Annotated in this window: 16 protein-coding genes; 8 read left to right on the top strand and 8 right to left on the bottom strand. The window is 37.5% G+C overall.

The genetic code is table 11. The features are described 5' to 3' along the window. Positions 1–23: 23 nt before the first annotated feature. Positions 24–1,964, bottom strand: a complete 1,941-nt coding sequence (locus K5X82_08980) for a RecQ family ATP-dependent DNA helicase (protein QZT39017.1) — start codon at positions 1,962–1,964, stop codon at positions 24–26. Between the two features lie 88 nt (positions 1,965–2,052). On the opposite strand from K5X82_08980, the gene K5X82_08975 reads away from it, so the two are divergent. After that, positions 2,053–3,171 carry an AI-2E family transporter gene (locus tag K5X82_08975; protein ID QZT39016.1) on the top strand — a complete coding sequence of 373 codons (1,119 nt, stop codon included), beginning with the start codon at positions 2,053–2,055 and terminating at the stop codon, positions 3,169–3,171. A 110-nt stretch (positions 3,172–3,281) separates the two neighbouring features. On the opposite strand, the gene K5X82_08970 is transcribed toward K5X82_08975, so the two are convergent. Both K5X82_08970 and K5X82_08965 read right to left on the bottom strand, forming a co-directional pair. After that, entirely contained in the window at positions 3,282–4,322 is a 1,041-nt protein-coding gene (locus K5X82_08970; GenBank protein ID QZT39015.1) for a glycosyltransferase family 2 protein, read from the bottom strand. Between the two features lie 178 nt (positions 4,323–4,500). Beyond that, positions 4,501–5,373 carry a lysophospholipid acyltransferase family protein gene (locus K5X82_08965; protein QZT39014.1) on the bottom strand — a complete coding sequence of 291 codons (873 nt, stop codon included), beginning with the start codon at positions 5,371–5,373 and terminating at the stop codon, positions 4,501–4,503. Positions 5,374–5,879: 506 nt separating this feature from the next. Here K5X82_08965 and K5X82_08960 point away from each other — a divergent pair. Further along, the gene (locus tag K5X82_08960; GenBank protein QZT39013.1) at positions 5,880–8,507 is read left to right on the top strand and encodes a valine--tRNA ligase; all 2,628 of its coding nucleotides are present in this window, start codon (positions 5,880–5,882) and stop codon (positions 8,505–8,507) included. 162 nt (positions 8,508–8,669) lie between these two features. Here K5X82_08960 and K5X82_08955 read toward each other — a convergent pair whose 3' ends face one another. The 5 genes from K5X82_08955 to K5X82_08935 all read right to left on the bottom strand — a co-directional run bounded on the left by K5X82_08955 (position 8,670) and on the right by K5X82_08935 (position 14,063). After that, the gene (locus K5X82_08955) at positions 8,670–9,668 is read right to left on the bottom strand and encodes a GGGtGRT protein (protein QZT39012.1); all 999 of its coding nucleotides are present in this window, start codon (positions 9,666–9,668) and stop codon (positions 8,670–8,672) included. Positions 9,669–9,673: 5 nt separating this feature from the next. Beyond that, a complete protein-coding gene (locus K5X82_08950; GenBank protein ID QZT39011.1) occupies positions 9,674–10,366 on the bottom strand; it encodes a hypothetical protein in 693 nt (230 codons plus the stop codon). 612 nt (positions 10,367–10,978) lie between these two features. Further along, positions 10,979–11,338, bottom strand: coding sequence for a hypothetical protein (locus K5X82_08945; GenBank protein QZT39010.1), 360 nt, complete (start codon positions 11,336–11,338; stop codon positions 10,979–10,981). 78 nt (positions 11,339–11,416) lie between these two features. Continuing rightward, a complete protein-coding gene (lpdA, locus tag K5X82_08940; protein QZT39009.1) occupies positions 11,417–12,811 on the bottom strand; it encodes a dihydrolipoyl dehydrogenase in 1,395 nt (464 codons plus the stop codon). A 163-nt stretch (positions 12,812–12,974) separates the two neighbouring features. Beyond that, the gene (locus tag K5X82_08935; GenBank protein ID QZT39008.1) at positions 12,975–14,063 is read right to left on the bottom strand and encodes an AhpC/TSA family protein; all 1,089 of its coding nucleotides are present in this window, start codon (positions 14,061–14,063) and stop codon (positions 12,975–12,977) included. 770 nt (positions 14,064–14,833) lie between these two features. Between K5X82_08935 and K5X82_08930 the strand changes: the two genes are divergently transcribed. The 6 genes from K5X82_08930 to K5X82_08905 all read left to right on the top strand — a co-directional run bounded on the left by K5X82_08930 (position 14,834) and on the right by K5X82_08905 (position 22,867). Then, positions 14,834–15,592, top strand: a complete 759-nt coding sequence (locus tag K5X82_08930; GenBank protein ID QZT39007.1) for a menaquinone biosynthesis protein — start codon at positions 14,834–14,836, stop codon at positions 15,590–15,592. 1 nt (position 15,593) lies between these two features. Then, positions 15,594–16,994 (top strand): S49 family peptidase, encoded by a 1,401-nt coding sequence (locus K5X82_08925; GenBank protein ID QZT39006.1) that lies wholly within the window; start codon positions 15,594–15,596, stop codon positions 16,992–16,994. A 529-nt stretch (positions 16,995–17,523) separates the two neighbouring features. Then, entirely contained in the window at positions 17,524–20,223 is a 2,700-nt protein-coding gene (locus K5X82_08920; GenBank protein ID QZT39005.1) for a right-handed parallel beta-helix repeat-containing protein, read from the top strand. A 194-nt stretch (positions 20,224–20,417) separates the two neighbouring features. After that, on the top strand, positions 20,418–21,086 hold the full coding sequence (locus K5X82_08915; GenBank protein ID QZT39004.1) for a sel1 repeat family protein: 669 nt from the start codon (positions 20,418–20,420) through the stop codon (positions 21,084–21,086). A gap of 377 nt (positions 21,087–21,463) precedes the next feature. Further along, a complete protein-coding gene (locus tag K5X82_08910) occupies positions 21,464–22,150 on the top strand; it encodes a sel1 repeat family protein (protein ID QZT39003.1) in 687 nt (228 codons plus the stop codon). A 42-nt stretch (positions 22,151–22,192) separates the two neighbouring features. Continuing rightward, positions 22,193–22,867, top strand: a complete 675-nt coding sequence (locus K5X82_08905; GenBank protein QZT39002.1) for a hypothetical protein — start codon at positions 22,193–22,195, stop codon at positions 22,865–22,867. Positions 22,868–22,909 lie beyond the last annotated feature (42 nt).

Below are 22,909 nucleotides of genomic sequence, written 5' to 3'. Positions count from 1 at the left end.
GTAATGCTATTTGAATAGATGATCTACTCTTTTTCGTTTGTTTCAATCCAGTCCATTACCGATTGAAACCTATAGTCGGTAAAGCGTGCCCAATCCCTTAATTTCTTTACTCTATATCTAGAGAGTAATGGTGCTGAAATACCACATAAATAGCACCCGAAATCATGTGCCGAAAATGATGCTTTATAGTTCGTCAGAAATAGCTCTTTCATATCTTTGTATGAAAATGACTCGAACTCTTCATCGGTAACTCTATCGGGTATCGTGATAGTCGTACCTTTACAGTTTGAGCAGTGTCCACACTTTTCCCATGAAGTCTCTTGTCCAAAGTATTGTGTGAGCTGGTGATAAAAACAACTGTTTGAGCAAATCAGATCAATGACTTGATTGATGCGGAAAATCTCTCCCTTCTCTTTATTCTTAAAAAGTTGATAAAGATGCTCTATAAGCTCTAATTTCGAATGATTTTGTGGTGGGGTTACTCTATATACCTCCATCATTTTTTTTGTCTCTAAATCGATCCATTGCTTCTCAACGAAATAGTCTAGTGCATTTACGACCCTCTCCCTTGTTGCTTGAGGAGAACCTTTCGCAATTTTATCGAAATCCACATTATACCATATACGTGCCTTGTCTGAATAAGTGAAGATATCTTTGACAAACTTCATTCTTTCTCCAGAGAAATGAGAAGCAACTTCTTGGGGAGAGATACGACTCTTAAAACGATATTCAGAGTAGTAACTGTGTGTTGGGGATAGCACCCCTAAAGCTTCAAGATAGACAAGTGCTGTTTTTAATGGCAATTGTCTTATGTTATATCTAATAGACGTTTGGTATATATTTGCCTCCCAAGTCGGTTCTTTTTCTAAGATATCATTCACTAGATCTTCTAGTGACTTTGGGTCTGGTGTATCCCCATATACAAAGTTCTCAAGTGTTTGTATATGGTCTAAGTTTCCGAGAATTGTACACTCTGATTTATGACCATCTCTACCAGCTCTGCCTATCTCTTGTGATAGTCCTTCTAAAGATTTGGGTAGATCATAGTGAATAACTCTGCGTATATCTGATTTATCGATCCCCATTCCAAATGCAATGGTCGCAACGATAATGTCTACTTGACCTTTCATGAAAAGTTCTTGAGTTTCTCTTCTTAGGTCATTAGATAATCCAGCATGATATGGTCTTGCACAATATCCTTTCTCAACTAGTTTGGTCGCAACTTTTACCGCAGAATCTTGAAGCGTGACGTAGATAATGGTTGGAGCCTTGGGATCTATTGAGATGAGTTGATCGATATGTTCAATCTTATCCTCAATACTGGTGCCCTGGATGTTGATATTGAGGTTGTCTCTATAGAATCCTGTTGAAATAACATCCTCTGAAGAGATATTGAATTTTTTAATGATATCCTTCTGAACCACCTTGGGTGCCGTTGCCGTCAATAAAAGAACTTGAGGAAAACCAAACTCTTTTTTGTATTCAGGTAGCTTTATATAATCAGGTCTAAAGTTATGTCCCCATTCTGAAATACAGTGTGCCTCATCTACCACAAGCATTGAAAGAGTAAGAGAGTGCAAGAATCTTCTGAAACGTTCATTTTTGAATCTTTCAACAGAAACGAAAAGAATTTTATGTTTTTGATCAACTAACTCTTGTTTTATTTGTTGTGCTTGTGGAGGCGTTAGTGTCGAATCTATCTTTACTGCAGAGATATTTCGAGAATGTAGGAATGCCAATTGATCATCTATTAATGCTATCAGAGGCGAAACAACTACTGTTAGTCCGGGAAGAAGAAGTGCTGGTAGTTGATAACATAGCGATTTACCACTTCCTGTAGGAAAGATTGACAATACTGATTTCCCTGCAAGAATCCGTGTAATTACCTCCTCTTGTCCTTCTCTGAAGTTCGGAAAACGGAATGTGTCTTGGAGTACTTGTAGATGTATTTTAGTTGGATCCATGAATTAAATAAAAATATGAAAATATTGGATGGAACAATTTTGATACGAATAAAGTTTATATTTACGTCATTAACAAAAGTAAAAAATAATGAATCAACGTACTAGAAATATATTGATAGGTATTGGTTTTATCTTTTTGGCATTACTCTTATGGTATTTTAGTGATATTGTCATTTACATCTTGATCGCCTCTGTTTTGAGTGTGTTAGGTAGACCAATAAAGAACCTTCTAGAAAAGATTCACATCAGAAAATGGCGTATGGGAGACAACCTCTCTTCTGCATTAACATTGATTGCTTTGTGGATTGTAATTATTGGTTTTTTCTCTTTTTTAATCCCGATGTTTGCTTCCGAAGCAAAAGAACTTTCCAATGTGAACGTTCACTCTGTGGTTGCTTATATCAAGGATGCTGCAGAACAACTGACCACAAATTATCCGTTTATTAAACTTCCTTCATTGGATGAGCAGAGCTTGGTGGAAATGGCAAAAGGAGAGTTATCTCAGGCCTTCGACCTATCTAAAATGACCAATATATTTAGTTCCGTTTTTGGTACTTTAGGAAGTCTCTTGATCTTATCCTTCTCTGTTAGTTTTATCCTCTTCTTTTTTCTTAGAGATGAGAATATGTTTACCGATGGGATAATGCTATTTGTGCCGAGTGAATATGAGTCAAAGGTAAGAAACATACTTCACTCTACCTCCTCGTTGTTGAAGCGATATGTTATCGGTATTATTCTAGAAATTTTAGGTATAATGATCTTTGATACCATCGGTTTTACAGTAATTGGATTGGGATTTTCGCATGCTGTTGTGGTCGCAACATTCGCTGGTCTTATGAACGTAGTACCTTATGTTGGACCATGGATTGGGGCTATATTTGGTGTTCTTGTGGCAATTGCAACCAATGTTCAGTCACCGTTTATGGAGGTAACCTTACCACTTATCGGATTAGTCCTTCTTGTGGCTGCACTATCTCAGATTGCTGATAATATAGTTTTCCAACCACTGATTTACTCTAATAGTGTGAAAGCACAGCCTTTAGAGATCTTCTTGGTTATTTTAATGGCAGGATCTGTTGCTGGAGTACCTGGTATGATTCTAGCAATACCTGGGTACACTGTCATACGAGTGGTCTTAAGAGAGTTCTTTTATGGTTTCTCTTTTGTCCGGAAATTAACGCAAGGAATGGATATTGCGGATGATTGAATCTATTCCCATTGCATTTAAATATGGTTGTGGGAATAAGTTAATGGTACCCATCCTAATGGTCGTATAGGTAAAAGGTGAAGCTGAAAAGTTTCACCTTTTGCTTTTTCTTATATTTTGAAGTGCAATTGACTAAATTTTGTTACCGATCTTAGTTTTGACTTTAAAGGAATGACACCATTGAAAACAGGAAGATCCGACTTTCGTTTGTATGTTTGATCCTTTCGGTTTCGAAGAATCGAAGGCAATTTCAGATAGAAATCTCTATGTGCCTTTAAGACCGATGGTATAAGTTTATACTCTCCTGTAAAAAGGAAAATAACCGAAGCCACTCCATCCAATATCATTCTAATAAATAGTGTGTATAACCACTCTTTAGGATGCAAATTTCTCGCTAGTAGAAATAGATTGTTTCGAAAGTTTAAGTATGTCTTCTTTGGATTGCCGTATGGTAGTGATCCCCCTCCGAGGTGAAAGACTCTCGATTGTGGTTCCACTTTAATGGTAGTTCCCTGGTTTAGCGCACGCCAACATAGGTCAATCTCCTCCATATGTGCCCAAAAGATCGTATCAAATCCGTTAAGATCGTGCCAAAGCGTGGAACGGATAGCTAAAGAGGCTCCTGATGCCCAGAAAATATCTTGGGTATTATCATATTGATGGGTATCTTTCTCTATATGATCCATGATACGACCTCTACAAAAAGGATATCCTGCACTGTCTAGGTATCCACCTGCTGCACCTGCATATTCAAAATGATCTCTCCTCTTGTCATCAAGAATTTTGGGTTGTAGTATACCGACCTCTGGTTGTTTATTAAATACCTCCATCAAAGGTTCGAGCCATCTATGAGAAACTCGAATATCTGAATTGAGCAGTATATATACATCTGAATTAATGAGTTGAAGAGCCATGTTATATCCCAATGCAAAACCATAATTCTTATCAAGAGGAAGCCATTCAATAGTGTCGAAATTATCTACCACTCGTTTGCTTTGATCGGTAGATCCATTGTCTGCAACAATAAGACGACATTTATCGTATGTCGAGTGTGCCACTAATGAAGGGAGATACTCTTCTAAGAGAGAGGCTCCATTCCAATTAAGAATGACAACTGCGACGGATAGTTCTGATGATAGTGGTTGATGCATGAATACTCTTTTATTGTAAAAATAAGAAACTATAGCAAAGGTATACTGTTTTTGTACTCCTTCAAAGGGATACGAATCTTATCTCATGTTACACTCACTATCTTTTACGCGTTGTGTATCAAACATAGTGCTTCGGATGGAGTTTTAAGAGGATCTAATGATGTCGTTTTAACTTTAGCTACTCTTTCTTATGCTTCCATCTTTTATGTGACCACAACCAGTATTCAGGATTTCTACGGATTATCTCTTCTAAATGTCGAGTATCCTTTTCTGTAATAGCAAAAGGTGCTTCCTCTTTTGGTTTATCTGTGATGAGGGTAAACTTCACTAGATAATGTCCACGTTTGGGTTTCTGTATCTCTGCAGTAATCACCACTGTATCTAATTTCTTTGCAATCTTCTCGACCCCTAAAAACATAGGAGTATCTTGATTTAAGAATGTGGTCCAATATTGAATATTTTCTCTCTTCGGGGTCTGGTCATTGACAAAACCAGAGACAGATGGAATGCCTTGCTTCAAATCGTTATATAGTCTCTTGAAGATGGTGTTCTTTGGAATAGGTTCGGCACCAAAACGGCTTCTTAGATTTCGGTAGAACTTATCAAAAGCTTTGCTGTGCAGCGGTTTATATACGGGGTAGTAATTTGCGTTTGTATAGTACTTAAGAAAGCATAACCACTCCCAATTGTTATAGTGGCCGAGGGAGATGATCACCTGCCTACCTTCGTTTAGGTACTTAATAGGTAGTTCAGGATTATCTATCGTAATTCGTTGTTCAATCTCTTTTGCCGAGATATCCGCAAAGTATAGTGTCTCCACCGCAAGGTCTGCAATATGTCGATAATACTTCTTCTCTATCTCTTTAATTTCAGAGATTGAACGTTCCGGAAATGAATTAATGAGGTTTCGGCGCACAACTTTTCGTCTGTACTTTACAATATAAAAAGCGAAGACATAATAGAGGTCTGAGAACCAATAGTGTACTCGTAGAGGTAGAAAGTTTGTCGTACGGGTAATGCCCCTTATGATAAAATATAAAACCTGTTCCATTGCATTGCGTTATTCAGAATCAAACAATAATTTATTGACGTGGATTCTATTTGTCAAAAAGTATACCATTCTATATTTAGAATAGGTAAAATGTTCATTGCATATTAAATATATAACTTTTGTAAATATTTACCATGAAAAATCCAATGTATATTTGGGTTATTTAACAAGTGTGTTAAGTAGTCTTATGGTCTGTAACATAATAACATGGAGGTGTTATGTTAAGTATTGGGGATGCAAGTATTGCTTGTCCATTCAATCCTGATATGGGCAAAATCCAAAGGCTGTATTGTCCTTATTTAAACTCTAAGATCATGCTTAATTAAGGAGATATATCGTGTGCTTTTGATGTACAATTGGTTGAAAAATATTCGATCCTCCCTTTTTTGAGTTAAAAGTCTTCTCCCTTACAAACAGTATAGCTTATATATCCACACTTTTTTTTATTTTTGTATCCTTAGGATAAGAAGATAAATATTGAAATTTAATATATAATAGAAGAATTGATGGAAATACCTGGCAAGTACAATCCGGCGGATGTTGAAAGTAAGTGGTATAAATATTGGATGGACAATAAAATGTTTCATTCAGAGCCAGATGAGAGAGAACCTTATACAATCGTAATTCCTCCACCAAACGTCACAGGAGTTTTGCATATGGGACATATGTTGAACAATACGATTCAAGATATCTTGATTCGTCGTGCTCGCATGCAAAACAAGAATGCTTGTTGGGTTCCAGGAACCGATCATGCTTCTATTGCTACCGAGGCCAAAGTCGTTGCTCGACTTAAAGATCGCGGTATTGAAAAGAGCGATTTAACCCGTGATGATTTCATGACACATGCTTGGGATTGGACGGACGAATACGGTGGAATTATCCTTGAGCAGCTTAAAACTCTAGGTGCTTCTTGCGATTGGGATCGTACCGCTTTCACAATGGATGAGGAGAGATCAAAATCTGTCATCACAGCATTTGTTGATCTCTTTAATAAAGGCTTTGTTTACCGTGGTGTGAGAATGGTAAACTGGGATCCTGCTGCTCTGACTGCTGTTTCTGATGAAGAGGTGATTCATAAAGAAGAGCAGAGTAAACTTTACTACCTTCGTTATCAAATTGAAGGAGCAGATGAGTTTGTTACCATTGCAACAACGCGTCCTGAAACAATTTTGGGTGATACTGCTGTTTGTGTCAACCCTAACGATGAGCGTTTCAAGCACCTTGCGGGCAAAAAAGTTATCGTACCATTGGTAAACCGAGTAGTTCCAATTATCCAAGACGAGTATGTGGATATGGAGTTCGGAACTGGATGTTTGAAGATAACTCCAGCACATGATGTAAACGATTATGAGATTGGATTAAAATATAACCTTGAGTCGATTGATATCTTCAACGACAATGGAACCATCAATGATAAAGTAGGCCTATTTGTTGGAGAGGATCGTTTTGATGTTCGTAAGAAGATCATTCCTCAGCTAGATGAATTAGGTAACCTTGTTAAGGTGGAAGATTATGTGAACAAAGTAGGTTACTCAGAACGTACCAATGTCGTGATTGAACCAAAACTGTCTGCACAGTGGTTCTTGAAGATGAGTGATATGGCTAAGCCTGCCTTGGATAGTGTGATGAATGACGAGATTGAATTTCACCCTAAGAAATTTAAGAACGTATATCGTCACTGGATGGAGAATGTAAAGGATTGGTGTATCTCTCGTCAGTTATGGTGGGGACATCGTATTCCTGTATACTATCTAGAAGATGGTTCTTATGTTGTTGCTAGCAACATGGATGAAGCCGTTAAGATTGCTCAAGAGAAGACGGGCAACACATCTCTTACTGCGGAGAACCTACGTCAAGACGAAGATGTTCTTGATACATGGGCATCTTCTTGGTTGTGGCCTATTTCTCTTTTCGATGGTATAGACAATCCAGATAACGAAGAGTTCAACTACTACTATCCAACAAATGATCTTGTAACAGGTCATGACATTATCTTCTTCTGGGTAGCACGTATGATTATTGCTGGTTACCAATTTAAAGGTAAGATGCCATTCAAGAATGTATATTTCACAGGAATGGTTAGAGACAAACAACGTCGTAAGATGTCTAAGTCTTTAGGTAACTCTCCTGATCCATTAGATCTAATGGCGAAGTATGGAGCAGATGGTGTACGTGTTGGTATGTTGTTATGTTCTCCTGCTGGTGGTGACCTTCTTTTTGATGAGTCACTTACAGAGCAAGGCGCAAACTTCACTACTAAGGTTTGGAACTCATACCGCCTTGTTAGTGGATGGAGTGTTGATAATACAATACCTCAGCCAGCTTATGCTGCAAAAGGAATTGAGTGGTTCAACAGCAAGTTGGATGGTGTTATTCTGAATATCAACGATAACTTTGACCAATATCGTCTTTCAGAAGCACTGATGTTAATCTATAATACATTCCGTGATGAGTTCTCTGGCTGGTTATTAGAGGTCGTAAAACCTGCTTATCAACAGCCAATCGATGCGAAAACATATGGTGAGGTACTTGCAATTTTTGATAAATTGTTACGTATCCTTCATCCATTTATGCCTTTTATTACCGAAGAGATTTGGCAATTACTTCAAACTCGTGAAGAGGGGGCATCCATTATGTTGGCACCATGGCCTGAAACGGCAGAAGTGAATGAGCAACTAATCGCAGATTTTGAAGATCTTAAAGAAGCTGTTGCGGGTATCCGTACAATTCGTAAAGAGAAAAATATCGCGAACAAAGAAGCTTTAGAACTATCTATTCTGGCTGGAGATAAAGGTTATCATGCGACATTAAACCCCGTGTTTGAGAAGATCGCAAACTTATCCTCTCTACAGGAGGTGAATGAAGAGATGAGCGGTGCTTTATCATTCCTTGTGAAGTCGACACAGTTCTTCTTGCCTTTGGGTGATTTAGTAAATGTGGAGGAAGAACTTGAAAAGCTAGCAACAGAACTAAAGTATACGGAAGGATTCCTAAAGACTGTTATGAAGAAACTAGGTAACGAGAAGTTCGTTAATAGTGCTCCAGAAAAAGTCGTTGAACTTGAACGTAAAAAGAAAGAAGATGCCGAAGAGAAGATGCGTGTAATCAATGAACGTATTGCTTCTTTAAAGTAATCTGAAGAATATATTTGATTAAAAGGTAGTCTTGATAGGCTACCTTTTTTTATGTGCTAAAAAGGGTGTAAACAAGTATGTCTACACCCTCAAATGGTAAAAAGGATCATTGTCCAAAGACAATGTCAATTGTATTAAAATATATAAACGGTATAATTACACCTATTTCATCTGTTGAGATACAGCTACAGCCACTGCTACAGAAGCACCAACCATTGGATTATTTCCCATACCTATCAACCCCATCATCTCAACATGTGCTGGAACTGAAGAAGATCCTGCAAATTGGGCATCAGAGTGCATACGTCCCATGGTATCTGTCATACCATAAGAAGCAGGTCCTGCTGCCATATTATCAGGATGAAGTGTTCTTCCTGTACCCCCTCCTGAAGCTACCGAGAAATACTTCTTGCCTGATTCATAACACTCTTTTTTATAAGTACCAGCAACAGGGTGCTGAAAACGAGTGGGGTTGGTCGAATTTCCTGTAATCGACACATCTACTTCTTCAAGGTGCATGATGGCTACCCCTTCTCTTACATCATCTGCACCATAACATCGAACTTGTGCTCGCTCTCCTTTAGAGTAAGACTTCTCTTTCGATACCGTAAGCTCTCCTGTATGGTAGTCAAAGATGGTCTCTACATGTGTAAATCCATTCATTCGCGAGATGATTTGGGCAGCATCCTTACCTAGACCATTAAGAATCACCTTAAGTGGCTCTTTGCGAACTTTATTGGCCGATTTTGCTAACCCAATAGCCCCCTCTGCTGCCGCAAAAGACTCATGGCCTGCAAGGAATGCAAAACATTTTGTCTCAGGACGCAGTAACATAGAAGCTAAGTTCCCATGCCCTAAGCCTACCTTACGGTCATCAGCAACAGATCCTGGAATACAGAATGCCTGTAATGCCTCACCTAGAGTGATGGCAATATCTGCCGCTTCTCCTTGACCACGACCAATAGCTACAGCAGCACCAATAGTATATGCCCAACCAGCATTTTCAAAAGCGATCGGTTGAATCTCTTTTACAATACTTTGTATATCTAGATGATGTTCTTTACAGATCTGTTCTGCCTCCTCTAATGATGATATATTGTTGGCCTCCAAAAACGTTTGAATATTCTCTATTCTTCTTTCGTATCCTTCGAAAAGTACCATAACTATTACTGTTTTCTAGGGTTAATATATTTTACTGCATCATCATATCGACCATAGGTCCCTGTCGCTTTAACAAGAGCATCATCAGCTGTTAGACCTTGTTCTATATACTCCATCATCTTTCCTAACTGTACAAACTGATAGCCTATGATCTCGTTATCCTCATCAAGTGCTTGCCTAGTTATATACCCCTCAGTAACTTCTAAATATCTAGGCCCTTTTTTGATCGTTCCATATGTGGTTCCAATCACCGAACGTTCCCCTTTGCCAAGGTCTTCTAACGCTGATCCTACAGGTAGACCTCCTTCTGAAAATGCGGTCTGACTCCTACCATAAACAATCTGTAGAAAGAGTTCCCTCATTGCTACATTAATTGCATCACACACAAGATCTGTGTTCAATGCCTCTAGAATTGTTTTCCCCGGCAAGATCTCAGAAGCCATCGCAGCAGAATGTGTCATCCCTGTACATCCAATCGTCTCAACGAGTGCTTCTTGAATTGTCCCCTCTTTGATGTTTAGTGTGAGTTTACATGCTCCTTGTTGTGGTGCACACCAACCAACTCCGTGAGTTAAACCATTAATGTCTCTTATCTCTTTTGCTTTTGTCCACTGTCCTTGTTGTGGAATAGGAGAAGGTCCATGATTCGGGCCTTGTGCAACAATGCACATGTTTTTGATATCCGAAGTATAATCCATCGTTAATCCATTAAAATAATTAGATATTAACTATGTAATAATTTTGAATCAAAGCTATGGTAAAATGAAGCTCATTGTTCACCTCTTTTGTTAAATTAACAATGTGAATTAGTGTTTATTATGGCTTGTAGGCATGGCGATTAATCCACTCTGATAAGCTCTGGGTTGAGGTGTGAGTATCTAGATATAGACTTTACCAAAGAGTTCGTTAAATCGTGATTTATCCCATTTATAAGCTTTTATATCTAAAATAATAGTGTGTGATCTTCTTGTCAGTAACACAAAACATTATCATAGAATGTCTGATAACACTTTTTTGTAGTATGATCTATTTAAAATCTTTCTATTGTTGCTTATTAACAGTAGTCGTTCTATTTTAAGTTATGTTGCCATTCTTATATTCCTATTCGATCTTCAATAACTAATTCGATAGCTACTAGGAGCTAGCCATACGTAATCGATATCACCTTGATGTTTGACAACCAATCAAAGTGATAGATAAAAAAAAGGATATCTTCCTTTTTCGGGGGAGATATCCTTCTTAATAGTCTAATAATAACCTCCATTGTCTCAAAGAGACAACAAGATCACATAAATCCAGTTTATTCTTATTTATTTAACTCCAGGAGTAAGAGGTATCCATGAGTCAACAGGTCCAGCAGCATCCGTGCTAGGTGTATTCACTCCAGGAGTAAGAGGTATCCATGAGTCAACAGGTCCAGCAGCGTCTGTACTAGGTGTATTCACTCCAGGAGTAAGAGGTATCCAAGAGTCTACTGGTCCAGCAGCATCTGTGCTAGGTGTATTCACTCCAGGAGTAAGAGGTATCCAAGAGTCAACTGGTCCATCTGTAGTATTTCCTGCTACAGCACCTTGAGTGTTAGGAGCAATATCATCTAAGCTGTCTACTAGGTCGTTTGAACAGCTGAAGCAAAGCATAGAAATGCTTAGCATAAGGAAAAATCTTTTCATGTCTAGGTTTGTTTTGAAATAAGTTATTTTGTATTCGATATCTTAATAGTAAGATATCGAATACAAAAGGTAATACATCTAAATATGTATTACTTCATCATACGCAGCAGCAGCTGCTTCCATTATTGCTTCGTTCATGGTTGGATGAGGGTGTACAGCACTTATGATCTCATGAGCCGTTATCTCAAGATCTTTACCTACAACCAATTCTCCAATCATTTCCGTCACATTCGCTCCAATCATATGAGCTCCTAATAGTTCGCCATATTTTTCATCAAATATAAGTTTGACGAAACCTTCTTTTGTATTAGATGCACTTGCTTTACCTGATGCTGAGAATGGGAATTTACCTACTTTGATATTGTGCCCAAGCTCTTTTGCTTTGGCTTCAGTATAACCTACTGATGCCACTTCAGGTGATGTGTAAGTACACCCTGGTATATTATTGTAGTTGATGATACGTGGACTCTTACCTGCGATCTTCTCAACACAAGTAATCCCTTCAGCAGAAGCAACGTGTGCTAGAGCTTGCCCTTTCACAATATCTCCAATAGCATAAACTGATGGAATATTAGTTTGATAGTAGTCGTCTACTGTGACTTTACCATTTTCAACTAGAATACCCACCTGCTCTAAGCCTATATTTTCAATATTAGGAGTAACTCCTACTGCCGACAGTACAATCTCTGCTTCAACAGTCTGTTCTCCCTTCTTTGTCTTAACCGTAGCTATACAACCACTGTCCGTAACTTCAACATGTTCCACTGCGGCATTGGTCATGACTTTGATCCCGCTTTTCTTGAAACTTCGAGCCAATTGCTTCGAAACCTCTTCGTCTTCATTCGGAACAATATTTGGTAAGAACTCAACCACAGTAACCTTCGTTCCGATCGAATTATAGAAATCAGCAAACTCACACCCTATGGCTCCAGAACCAACAACAATCATACTCTTCGGTTGTTTTGGAAGAGTCATCGCTTCTCTATAACCGATAATATTCTTGCCATCTTGAGGAAGATTAGGCAACTGTTTTGATCGTGCTCCTGTTGCTAAGATTATATGATCTGCTTCAACGATCTGTTTTTGATTGTCTTTATCAGTGACCTCTATTTGGTTTGGCGAGACCAAAGTCCCGTTGCCCATGATAACTTCAATCTTGTTCTTATTCATCAAGAAGTCAATACCTTTGCTCATCCCTGATGCCACGCCACGACTTCTCTCAATCACCTTGTCGAAGTGAATTGTTGGCTCTGACTCTAGTGAAATACCATACTCTTGAGCATGCTTCATTTGATCAAAAACATGAGCACTTTTAAGAAGTGCTTTGGTCGGAATACATCCCCAATTAAGACAGATCCCTCCAAGGTTTTCTCTCTCAATAATACCAACTTTAAATCCTAGTTGTGCAGCACGGATCGCTGCTACATATCCTCCTGGTCCACTTCCAAGAACAACAATATCGTATTTTGTCATGATTTTTTGTATTTATCAATGCTTTAAACTCACAGCCCTAAACAATGTTTTAGACTATATGTTCTAACGAAGTACTAAAAATCTTCATACAAATAACATGCAAAAAGTCATAGTATAGGCTTCATAAGCCCCATTTATTCTATGACTTTCCATGTCATATATACTAGCGTAAAAGCGTTGCTAATTTCTTGTCTAGTTCGTCTCCTACAATTCCTTTGGCAACGATCATTCCGTTGGGATCAACCAAGTAGCAAGTAGGAATACTTCGTACATTATACAGTTGCGCTAGCTCTGTCTTCCACACTTTAAAATCACACGTATGATTCCATGTGAAGCCCATATCTTCAATTCCTTTTTTCCATTTTACCTCATCTTTATCTAGTGAGATCCCAAAAATGGTGAAATTATCGTTCTTATATTTGTTGTATATTCTTACAAAATTAGGAGCCTCTCTTCTACATGGTCCACACCATGATGCCCAGAAGTCAAGAAGAACATATTTCCCTTTAAAAGTGTCAAGAGTGATTGTATTACCATCGATGTCTTTTACCGAAAAGTTCGGAGCTTTCTGTCCAATAGCTGTCTTTTTCTCTTTTGCAACTCTTTCAGAGAGTACTTTAACTACAGGTGAATTCGGGAAGTTCTTCTCAAATGTTTTACTTAACTCTTCCATTTTAGAGAACTCCATCTGTCCATTTAAATCATAAGTTGTCATATAAACAGATACATGAGAATCCATGTGTTCATCAATAAATCTAATTTGATCTTTTATAATTAAATCACTAAGTTCAATTGCATTTTTACGAATCTCACTCTTCTTTACTGGATCTTGTTCTGCATGATAAGCTTTGATCATAGGCTTTAGCTGATCCTCTATCTTCTTCTGCTCGTCGTTTAATGTGTTAACTAAATCCTGTGAAGCCGAACCTTGAATAATAATCTTTTCTGCTTCTGCTATATCTCCTTCAATAGTGATGTCCTTATTTTCAACATATAACCTGATGTTCTTTGGTCTTGCTCCAGTTGGCCCAACAAACATGAGTGTCGGATACTCTACTTTCCCACTAAACTCAAAATGTCCGTTTTGAACTTCTGTACTATCTATTTTTGATAATGAATTATTCTCAATTACTTGAAGATATACTGTTCCATCTTTAATGCCTACAACATCTCCTGTGATCTTAAAAGAGCTCTTTTGGCAACTTGCTAGGATAAATAGAGAGAATAGTAAATACGCGATTTTTTTCATCATAATTAAACATTGTTACTTAGTAATTAATCACTTGAATTTACTACTATTTTTTGTAAAAGCATTTTTAAAAAGGTAAAAATTTAGATACTTTTTATGAATTTAATGATACGGTTACTTTTGTGTTATTTTATGTTTAATCATTAAGCCCCAACTGATTGACCAAATTGTCTGCTCTCCTTCTATATGATCTTTCTGCCTTAACTACCCCCTCATTGATTATAAGTTTGTCCTACACTTTTTCTATCCTCCTCCCACTCTCCTTCGTGTTTCCTTCGTGTTTTCTTCGTGTTTCCTTCGTGTTTCCTTCGTGTTTCCTTCGTGTTTCCTTCGACTATTGGTCACATATTAGATATCGGTTGGTCATATATTGGTTACTAGTTCTCCATAATAATGTGGAGGAAGGATGAGCAGTATGTGACTAATATGTGATCAATATGTGAACAAGAGTCGAAGGAGGTACGAAGTTGGTACGAAGGAAACACGAAGGAGAGTGGGCGGAAGATAGAAGGAGAGTGGGAGGAGGATTGGAGGAGAGTTGAAAGGTTTGTCTATATTTGGGTGGAGTCGATCTGCTTTTTTATATCCTTGTGAAGGGGGAGGATGCATAAGAATTTTAGTGAGACATGGTGTTTATGTTTATTTCTTATGAATACAATGAATTTGAGAGGAAAGGGTGAACAATATCAACTTTATTCTTACTTTTATATAGATTGAATGGAAGCTATCCGATTCAATGTTTGTATTGTTGGATTCTTAAAAACAAAAACGAGATGAAAAAAGTGAAGATATCGGCTGTGTCATATTTGAACAGCAAACCGATGGTTCATGGAATCATGAAAGATCCCATTATGAATAGTATTGATCTAGCTCTAGACCATCCTGCAGACTGTGCAAAAAAACTTCTGCAAGGGGATGTTGATCTAGGTCTTGTTCCTGTTGCGATACTCCCGAAGATGAAGGAGTACCATATTGTATCGGACTATTGTATCGGTGGTGATGGACCTGTTCATACGGTCGTGATAGCTAGTGATGTTCCTCTTCATGAGATCCAAACAATATATTTAGATTATCAGTCCCGAACTTCTGTGATGCTTTGTCAAATTCTCTGTCGTTTCTTTTGGAATATTACCCCAGAGTTTAAACCAGCTTATGAAGGATATCATCAGGAGGTGATTGGAGGAACGACTGCTGCGGTAGTGATTGGGGATCGTGTATTCGATATTGAGCATAAGTATAAGTTCATGATCGATCTTTCGGATATGTGGAAGAAGTCGACTGGTGAACCATTTGTTTTTGCTGCTTGGGTGGCAAATAAGCCGTTAGATAGTTCATTTGTTGATGAACTGAATAATGCATTGAAAGATGGGTGTACTCATTTAGATGAGACCATTGAGATATATCAACCACTTTTCCCTAAAGTGGATATTGCAAAATATTTTGAAGAGGAGATTGTTTATGATATGACTGAAGATATGCATCGCGGTCTCGATCTCTTTTTACAATATGTACATAAAATAGAAAGTGAATAATATGTGGAATAGAGTTTACCAGCTTTTGATGATTATTGTTTTGTGTTTTTGTTCGCATGTTGGACAGGCTTCACAAAAGAAGATCCTTTCTTATAACTTGAAGGATGAGATTAATAGTGTTAGCTGGTATGATACTAGAATGGCTTTTGAAAAGGCTGAAGAAGATAGTGTAGATGCTATTTTGATATTGATGAATACCTATGGTGGAAGAGTGAAAGATGCGGATTCGATACGTTCGCGTATACTCCGCTCTAAGATACCTGTCTATGTCTTTGTTGATAACAATGCGGCTTCTGCTGGTGCAATGATTTCATTGGCTTGTGACTCGATCTATATGACGCCGGGTGGTAGCATTGGAGCTGCTACTGTTGTAGGGATGGATGGCAAAGCGATGCCAGATAAATATCAAAGTTATCAGAGGGCTACCATGCGTGCTACTGCCGAAGCGAAGGGTAAGATTGTGGATGGTGATGGCAATGAAGTTTGGCGACGTGATCCATCTATTGCGGAGGCGATGGTGGATGAAGATCTACAGATTGAGGGGGTGAGTGAAGAGGGCAAGGTGTTGACTTTTACTGCCGATGAGGCATTGAAATATAGGTATTGTGATGCGATTGTTCTTTCAGAACAAGATTTGCTCTTGCGATTGGGATATGAAAAAGAGCAAGTGATATCTTTTGAATTATCTGCACAGGACAAGTATATTCGTTTCTTTGCGTCCCCATTTCTTCCTACAATTATTGTCACTTTTCTATTGATAGGTTTGTTCTCTAGCTTTAAGATGCCAGGACTGTTCTCCCCATTTCTTATGATTATTGGGTTTGGAGCACTGTTCTTTATTCCTCTATTTCTATTTGGATACGCTACGACATGGGAGGTGCTTATCTTTATGGCTGGTGTTGTCCTGCTGTTTCTAGAGATATTCATTGTCCCAGGGTTTGGTTTTACGGGGATATCAGGAATATTGTGTGTTGTCACTTCGCTAGTGCTTGCGATGGTCGATAACGATACTTTCAATTTCGAATGGGTAGAGACCGATGCATTATCTACAGCACTTACGATTGTGTTGGGAGCTTTGATCGTTGCTCTCGGTGCGATGTTCTATATTGGAAAGAGCTTTTCCACAATGAATTCGCCCTTATTCCGTAAGTTTGCATTGCATACAGAATTAGAAGGTGATGCCACGACAAGTAATGTCCTTTCAGAAACAAAACAGTCCCTCGTTGGATGTGAGGGTGTGGTTGTTACAGACCTTCATCCGATCGGAAAGGTGAGCATTAATGGTGCGTATTTTCAAGCGACAAGTATCTCTGGTATGTTGACCAAAGGGGATCGTGTGTTGGTTAAAGATAAATCTATGGGACAACTCGTTGTTCAGAAGATTAAAGATAAAAATAGCTAATCTCTTTTTGTTATAGAGTCAGTAGTGGCTGCATTGAGAAACCCTCAATATCTTATAAAGAGATGTTGGGGTTTTTTATGCTCTGATAAACTTGGTTCTTCGATATCTATCTCTCCTGTGAATTATCGAGTATGGTAGAGTTATTAGTTTGTTTGTAGTTGTCTGATTATTAGGGTTTATTGTGTTGGGTTATGTGGATTGTGCTATTAAATGTATTATATCTATTAATTCATTATATGTGAAAGTATTAGCTTATTACAGTTGTATTTATTTTTGTTAAAAATAGTAGTGATTGTGTTAAAAGTAGATTTATTTATGTTAATAGAAATCTTGCTGTATATGGATATTTGCTCTAGATAAAATATTTATAATAGATCACGGATTGTAGGGGAAGAGGTGTCCTATATTTTTAATTCATCTATCATTTCTCATATTAAAACTAATAGTGTGCATTCGTAGAGGTCATTCGTTTTACATTTTGCGTTGGACTTCTCTCTTTACAGTCTGTGTTTTGCAAATAATTTCTTCAATGAAAAATATCTACTTTCTACTGAGCTTATGGCTTTTGATATTTCTTGGGGGTCAGCGTGTGAATGCGCAAACTAAAATTACCACAGGAAATAAGTATGTTTCACCTTTAGGAAATGATGTCCTTAATAATGGGTCCAAAGTGAGTCCATTTAAGTCAATAAAGTTTGCACTGTCTAAAATAAAGGCAGGAGATACGCTATATGTTAGAGAAGGTAATTATCATGAAGAGCTTCATGTGAATGGTATAAAAGCCTCAAGTGGGGCGCCAGTTGTAATTGTTAATTATAATAATGAAAGAGTTGTTGTAGATGGCTCACTATCGGTTTCAGATCTTTCAAAAGGAGGTTGGCAAAGTGATCGAGATAATATCTATAAGATCAAGCTAAATGATCGGATATGGCAACTGTTTAATGATGGAAAGTGGTCTATGTTAGCACGATGGCCGAATGCTTCTTTTCAAAATGATAATGCCTGGAAGAGAGAGTTATGGTGTCAAGGGGATGAGAAGAGGTCAAAAATCACGACCAACGCGGTTGGTGATAAGATTGGTGTCGAATATGACGATCCACATGGAGGGATTGATTTGAAGAATATTGGTGTTGATCTTGACAATGCTATGGTGGTATTGAATGTATTTAACTTCTTTACCTATGCAAAAAAAGTGACAGAGCATCATATTGGAGAGGATCATTTCTCGTATAAAGCAGGAGGTGTCCAATTGAAACCTGTTTTTCATCACTACTTCTTTGATTCAAAATATGAATTGATTGATGAAGCAGATGAGTGGTATTATAATCCCAAAGATTCCATGCTTTATTATAAGCCATTAACTGTTGGAGTTCCTTCTGGTGTCAAGGTGCGAAATATTGATAAAGCCTTATCGATTGAAGCTTCTGAGAACATTAAAGTGGTTGGAATTCACTTCTTTTCTGCAGGGGTCCGTGTTAGTAAATCAAACTATATCTCTTTCGAGGATTGTAAATTTGATTATCCATGTTTTAACAAAAGAACTTTAGGTAAAACGGGTGCAGAAACAGGCTTGTTGTTTGATAATTGTCGTCACTCTAGTATAATAAATTGTGAATTGGCATATACGGATGGCTTGGTAGCAAAGTTCCAAAAGGGGAGTCATAATTTGGTCGAGAACTGTCTGTTACATGACCTTGACTATTCTGTTGCTCCTCATCAGGGAAATTCAGGTTTTATATGGTTTAGAAATTGTCCTAATAGTACTTTTCGTCGTAATGAAGTATACCAGACAGGTGCATCAGAGGGGGTGATGGCTTCTGGGAATTCAATTATAGAGTTGAATAAAATACATGATATTCATCCTCTTCAACATGATGGCGCAATGGTTCACTTCTTTATGGGAGCCAACGATTCAGAAGTGCGTAATAATTGGTTTTACAACAATACGAAGAGATGTATTCGTATGCAAGATGGACCTAAAGATGTGTTAAATCCAAGGCAAGGTCCAGGTTTGGTTCGTAATAATGTGAATTTCAACACTCCTGATGTTGGAATGATGTTGAAAGGAGACTATAAAAAGGCGTATCATAACTTGAGTTTAGAGAGAATTGATTTTGCAGATACTTCAAAAGATCCTGCTAGTGGTATCCATAAGAATTCAAAAAGTGCCAATAATGCGACTCGTGATGGGGTCTCTTTTAAGGCTGGTGACCATAAGAAGAATTGGGATGGTAAAACAACTGGTCTTAATCTTGAGGATCAGGTGTATGATTGGATTAATAGAGATTTTCGTCCTCGTTTAGAGTCGGAATTGATTGATCAAGGAGTTGATATTGGGTATAAATATGTTGGTGTTAAACCTGATATTGGTGCCTATGAATGGGGGGATAAGAATTATTGGATTCCAGGACGTAAGCTCGTAAAATCAAGTATGCCAATACCAAATGATAAAGGAGCTACATCATATAGTTTAGTTGATCTTATGTGGCTTCCTGCGTATAAGGCAGAGAAATCAGATGTGTATATATCGACCTCTTTAAGTGAGGTTACATCGGCTACTCCAAGCTCTCTATCTTATAAGGGGCGATTGGATTGTAATGTCTATCATCCATCGAACTTAATGAAAGGAACGAAGTATTACTGGAGAGTTGATGGAGTGCTGAAAGGCGCGATCGTAAAAGGGAATATATGGGAGTTTACTGCTGGTGAAAGTGCGAATATTGCAAAAAACACATTGACGATTGATGTATACGGTAAGAATGGAGCTAAGGTTGAAACGTTAAGTGATGTGAAAGTCGTGTGTACTGGGGTGAATTATAATACCAACCCTTTAGGCCGAACCGTGATTACTCCTATTGAGGATAACGTCTATACAATCAATCTGAGTAAGGCTGGATACCATCCCAAGTCATTTAGAGTAAATGTGCATGGTAATGTATCAATTAAAGATACACTTGAGCAAGATCTCACCTCTTCAGTTTCGTCAAAAAGAAGTATGCCTCCAAAATTTATTCTTTATCCAATTCCAGTAAATCAGGTGGTTAATATTGAGTGTAATACAGAAGTATTTACATATCAAGTGATATCCTCTACAGGAGTAGTAATAACGGAGCAGAAAGTATATAGTAAACAAGTTAGAGTTGACTTGTCCACTCTTGGTGCTGGTAACTATTTTATGAAAATAGAAACGGCAAAAGGTGTTCTTTCTAAGCAGTTCACCAAGAGATAACAACATTTAGTTTAGTGTTTTTATTGGGTTTTATTTTAAGGTAGAAGGGGTTTTCTCGAGAAGAGAGAGTCCTCTTCTATTCTTTTTCAAAAAGGATCTAAATACTCATTGATCTCTATTTATATGATATTGGATCTTACGTTGGAATTTTTCGTGATGAATTTATAAAAGTTTTACATAAAGGAAGATGAAATATGAAGAAGATTTGGATGTTAGTATTGGTAATGTCAATAGGTTATTTGAGCTGCTTGGGACAGAAATCAAAGAAGACACTACATGTTCAAAGAGCTCGTTATGTAGTAGAGATGTCAAATGATAGTATTGCGCGTAGGTTGTCTTTGGATAAGTTGAAGCATTTGGCTGAAGAAGGAAATCGTTATGCCTATAATGCATTGGGTTTGATTTATCTGAAAGGTGCTAAAATACCAAGAGATACGTTATATGCTTTGGATATGTTCCAAAGGGCTGCAGCGTTAGGACTAGGTGATGCAATGTGTAATGTTGGAAAACTTTATCGAGAAGGAAAAGGAGGAGTACAAAAGAACCTCAAAAAGACATATGCCTATTATAAGATGGGTTCTGAAACGGGTCACCATTTATCTATTTATAGCTTGGCTCGATGTTACTATCTTGGAGAGGGAGTTTCTCAAGATTATAAAGAAGCATATCGGCTGTATAAAGAAGCAAGTGAATTCAATATACAGACGGCCCTATTCAAGATTGGGACATTAACTTATAAAGGGCGTGGTGTGGCACAAGATAAAGAGAAAGGATTAGAGATAATCAAAGAGGTGTATGAACAGGGGTATGTGAAGGCGGAGGTTTTCTTTAACAGCAATAATATTCCATATAATAAAAGATAAATCAATAGATCTATATTATGTAGATCGTCGTGAAAGAGATCTTTAATGAGGAGAGTGTTGTTATTTGATAAGGGGAATTGATTGTATTCGTCTTTCCTCTATTTTGTTATTATATATTAATAATAAACTAAGCATGGGGCTAATGGCATAATAAGAATTGGTAAATATATTTTTATTTTATATTATTGTGATATATGTTAAGTACAGATGTGTGCCATTTTGATCTAATATTGAGCCTTTTCATGTTTATCTTTCAAGAAAAATTAGTGGTGTCCTTGGGGTGTTTGAAACTCTTTAAAAGATACATTGGATGGATTAATGAAACTCACTTTTAGATAGAATTGGTATCATTTAACAACCAATCAAAACTTGCTAAAATGAGGACGATATTGCTACTAGTCTTAGTCATGACAATAAACTTTCAGAAGAGTCATGCAAATAATGAAAATAGAGTCGATAGAAAAAGCTCTCTCATGGTGCAACGATCTCGTTATGTCGTTGAGATGTCTGAAGATAGTATAGCCCGCAAAATGTCATTAGATAAACTGAAAGCACTAGCTACCCAAAACAATAGTGAAGCATACAATGCACTCGGGATACTCTATCTTTATGGTAAAGGTCTTCCGAAAGATACTCTAAAGGCTTTTGATATGTTTAAGAAATCTGCAGAACTTGGACTTAAAGATGGAATGTGTAATATTGGAAAATTATATAGAGAAGGTAAAGGTGGGGTTGAACGGAACTATACTGAAGCATTCAAATACTACAAGATGGCAGCAGACGCAGGTCACCATTTAGCAACTTATAGTCTTGCTAGATCTTACTATCGAGGTGAAGGCGTAGAGAAGAACTTTGATATTGCATATCCATTATATAAAAAAGCTGCCAGCTTCAATATCCCTGTCGCAAAGTTTAGAGTAGGGACTTGTACTTTTAGTGGTAAAGGAGTCGTACAAGATAAAGAAAAAGGTATTGCTATTGTTAAAGAAGTCTATAACGAAGGGTTAACTAAAGCAGAGCGTTTTTTTAAATATAATAAAATACCTTACGACAAAAAGCAGTAGTTTTATCCCCACGTATACGTAACCCAATCCTTTAGATAATAGATGACAGAAAATAAAATTGCAGAGTACCTACTTCAGGTGCGCTTTAGGCGTACTATCGACTTTCTTTATATCATAGTTATAATTGCATGTTTATCACTGATTCTGTTATCTATTACCCTATTGAAGGCAGATGTGGCTATCGGGACAATAACATCTTCCATATTGCTCACTCTATTTTCATACCTGATGATTGAGAGAGCTGCAGCCAAGAAGAAGATTGGCTTACAAGTAACTGATTATGGTTTTAGTTTTGAAGATAAAGCAGAGATATGGTATTGGGAAGATGTGAAGTGGTTTAAAATAAAGGAGCAGAGGAGATCATTACGAATGATCTTGAGCATTAAGATGAATGATGGTACTCGATTTGATTTTCCTCAGAACTATCCTTTTGATTGTAGTGAAGATATCGATGAGTATATTCGATTTTATGATGATATGAATATATTGCTTCCTCGTTGTACACAGAAGAGTAACGTCTTTCATCCAAATAAAGGGTTAAAGAGATTACGAAGGGCTATAAGTATTTTGACTGTGCTGTTGTTAACTTACAGAAATCGAGCTTCTGATGAGTTTATTTCAGAAACATTGATGGTAATAATGATACTTACTGTGGTCGATTTTACTTTACCTTTTGTGTTAGAAGTATTACGAAAAAGAAACTCTGCACAATCTTAGATATGTAAATGGTATAGGTCCTACATCTACATTCTCAATGAC

Source organism: Prolixibacteraceae bacterium, from assembly GCA_019856515.1.
Lineage (GTDB): Bacteria > Bacteroidota > Bacteroidia > Bacteroidales > Prolixibacteraceae > Halosquirtibacter > Halosquirtibacter xylanolyticus.
Note: the sequence above shows the minus strand (reverse complement) of the source record. Positions and strands in the feature narration are given on the sequence as shown.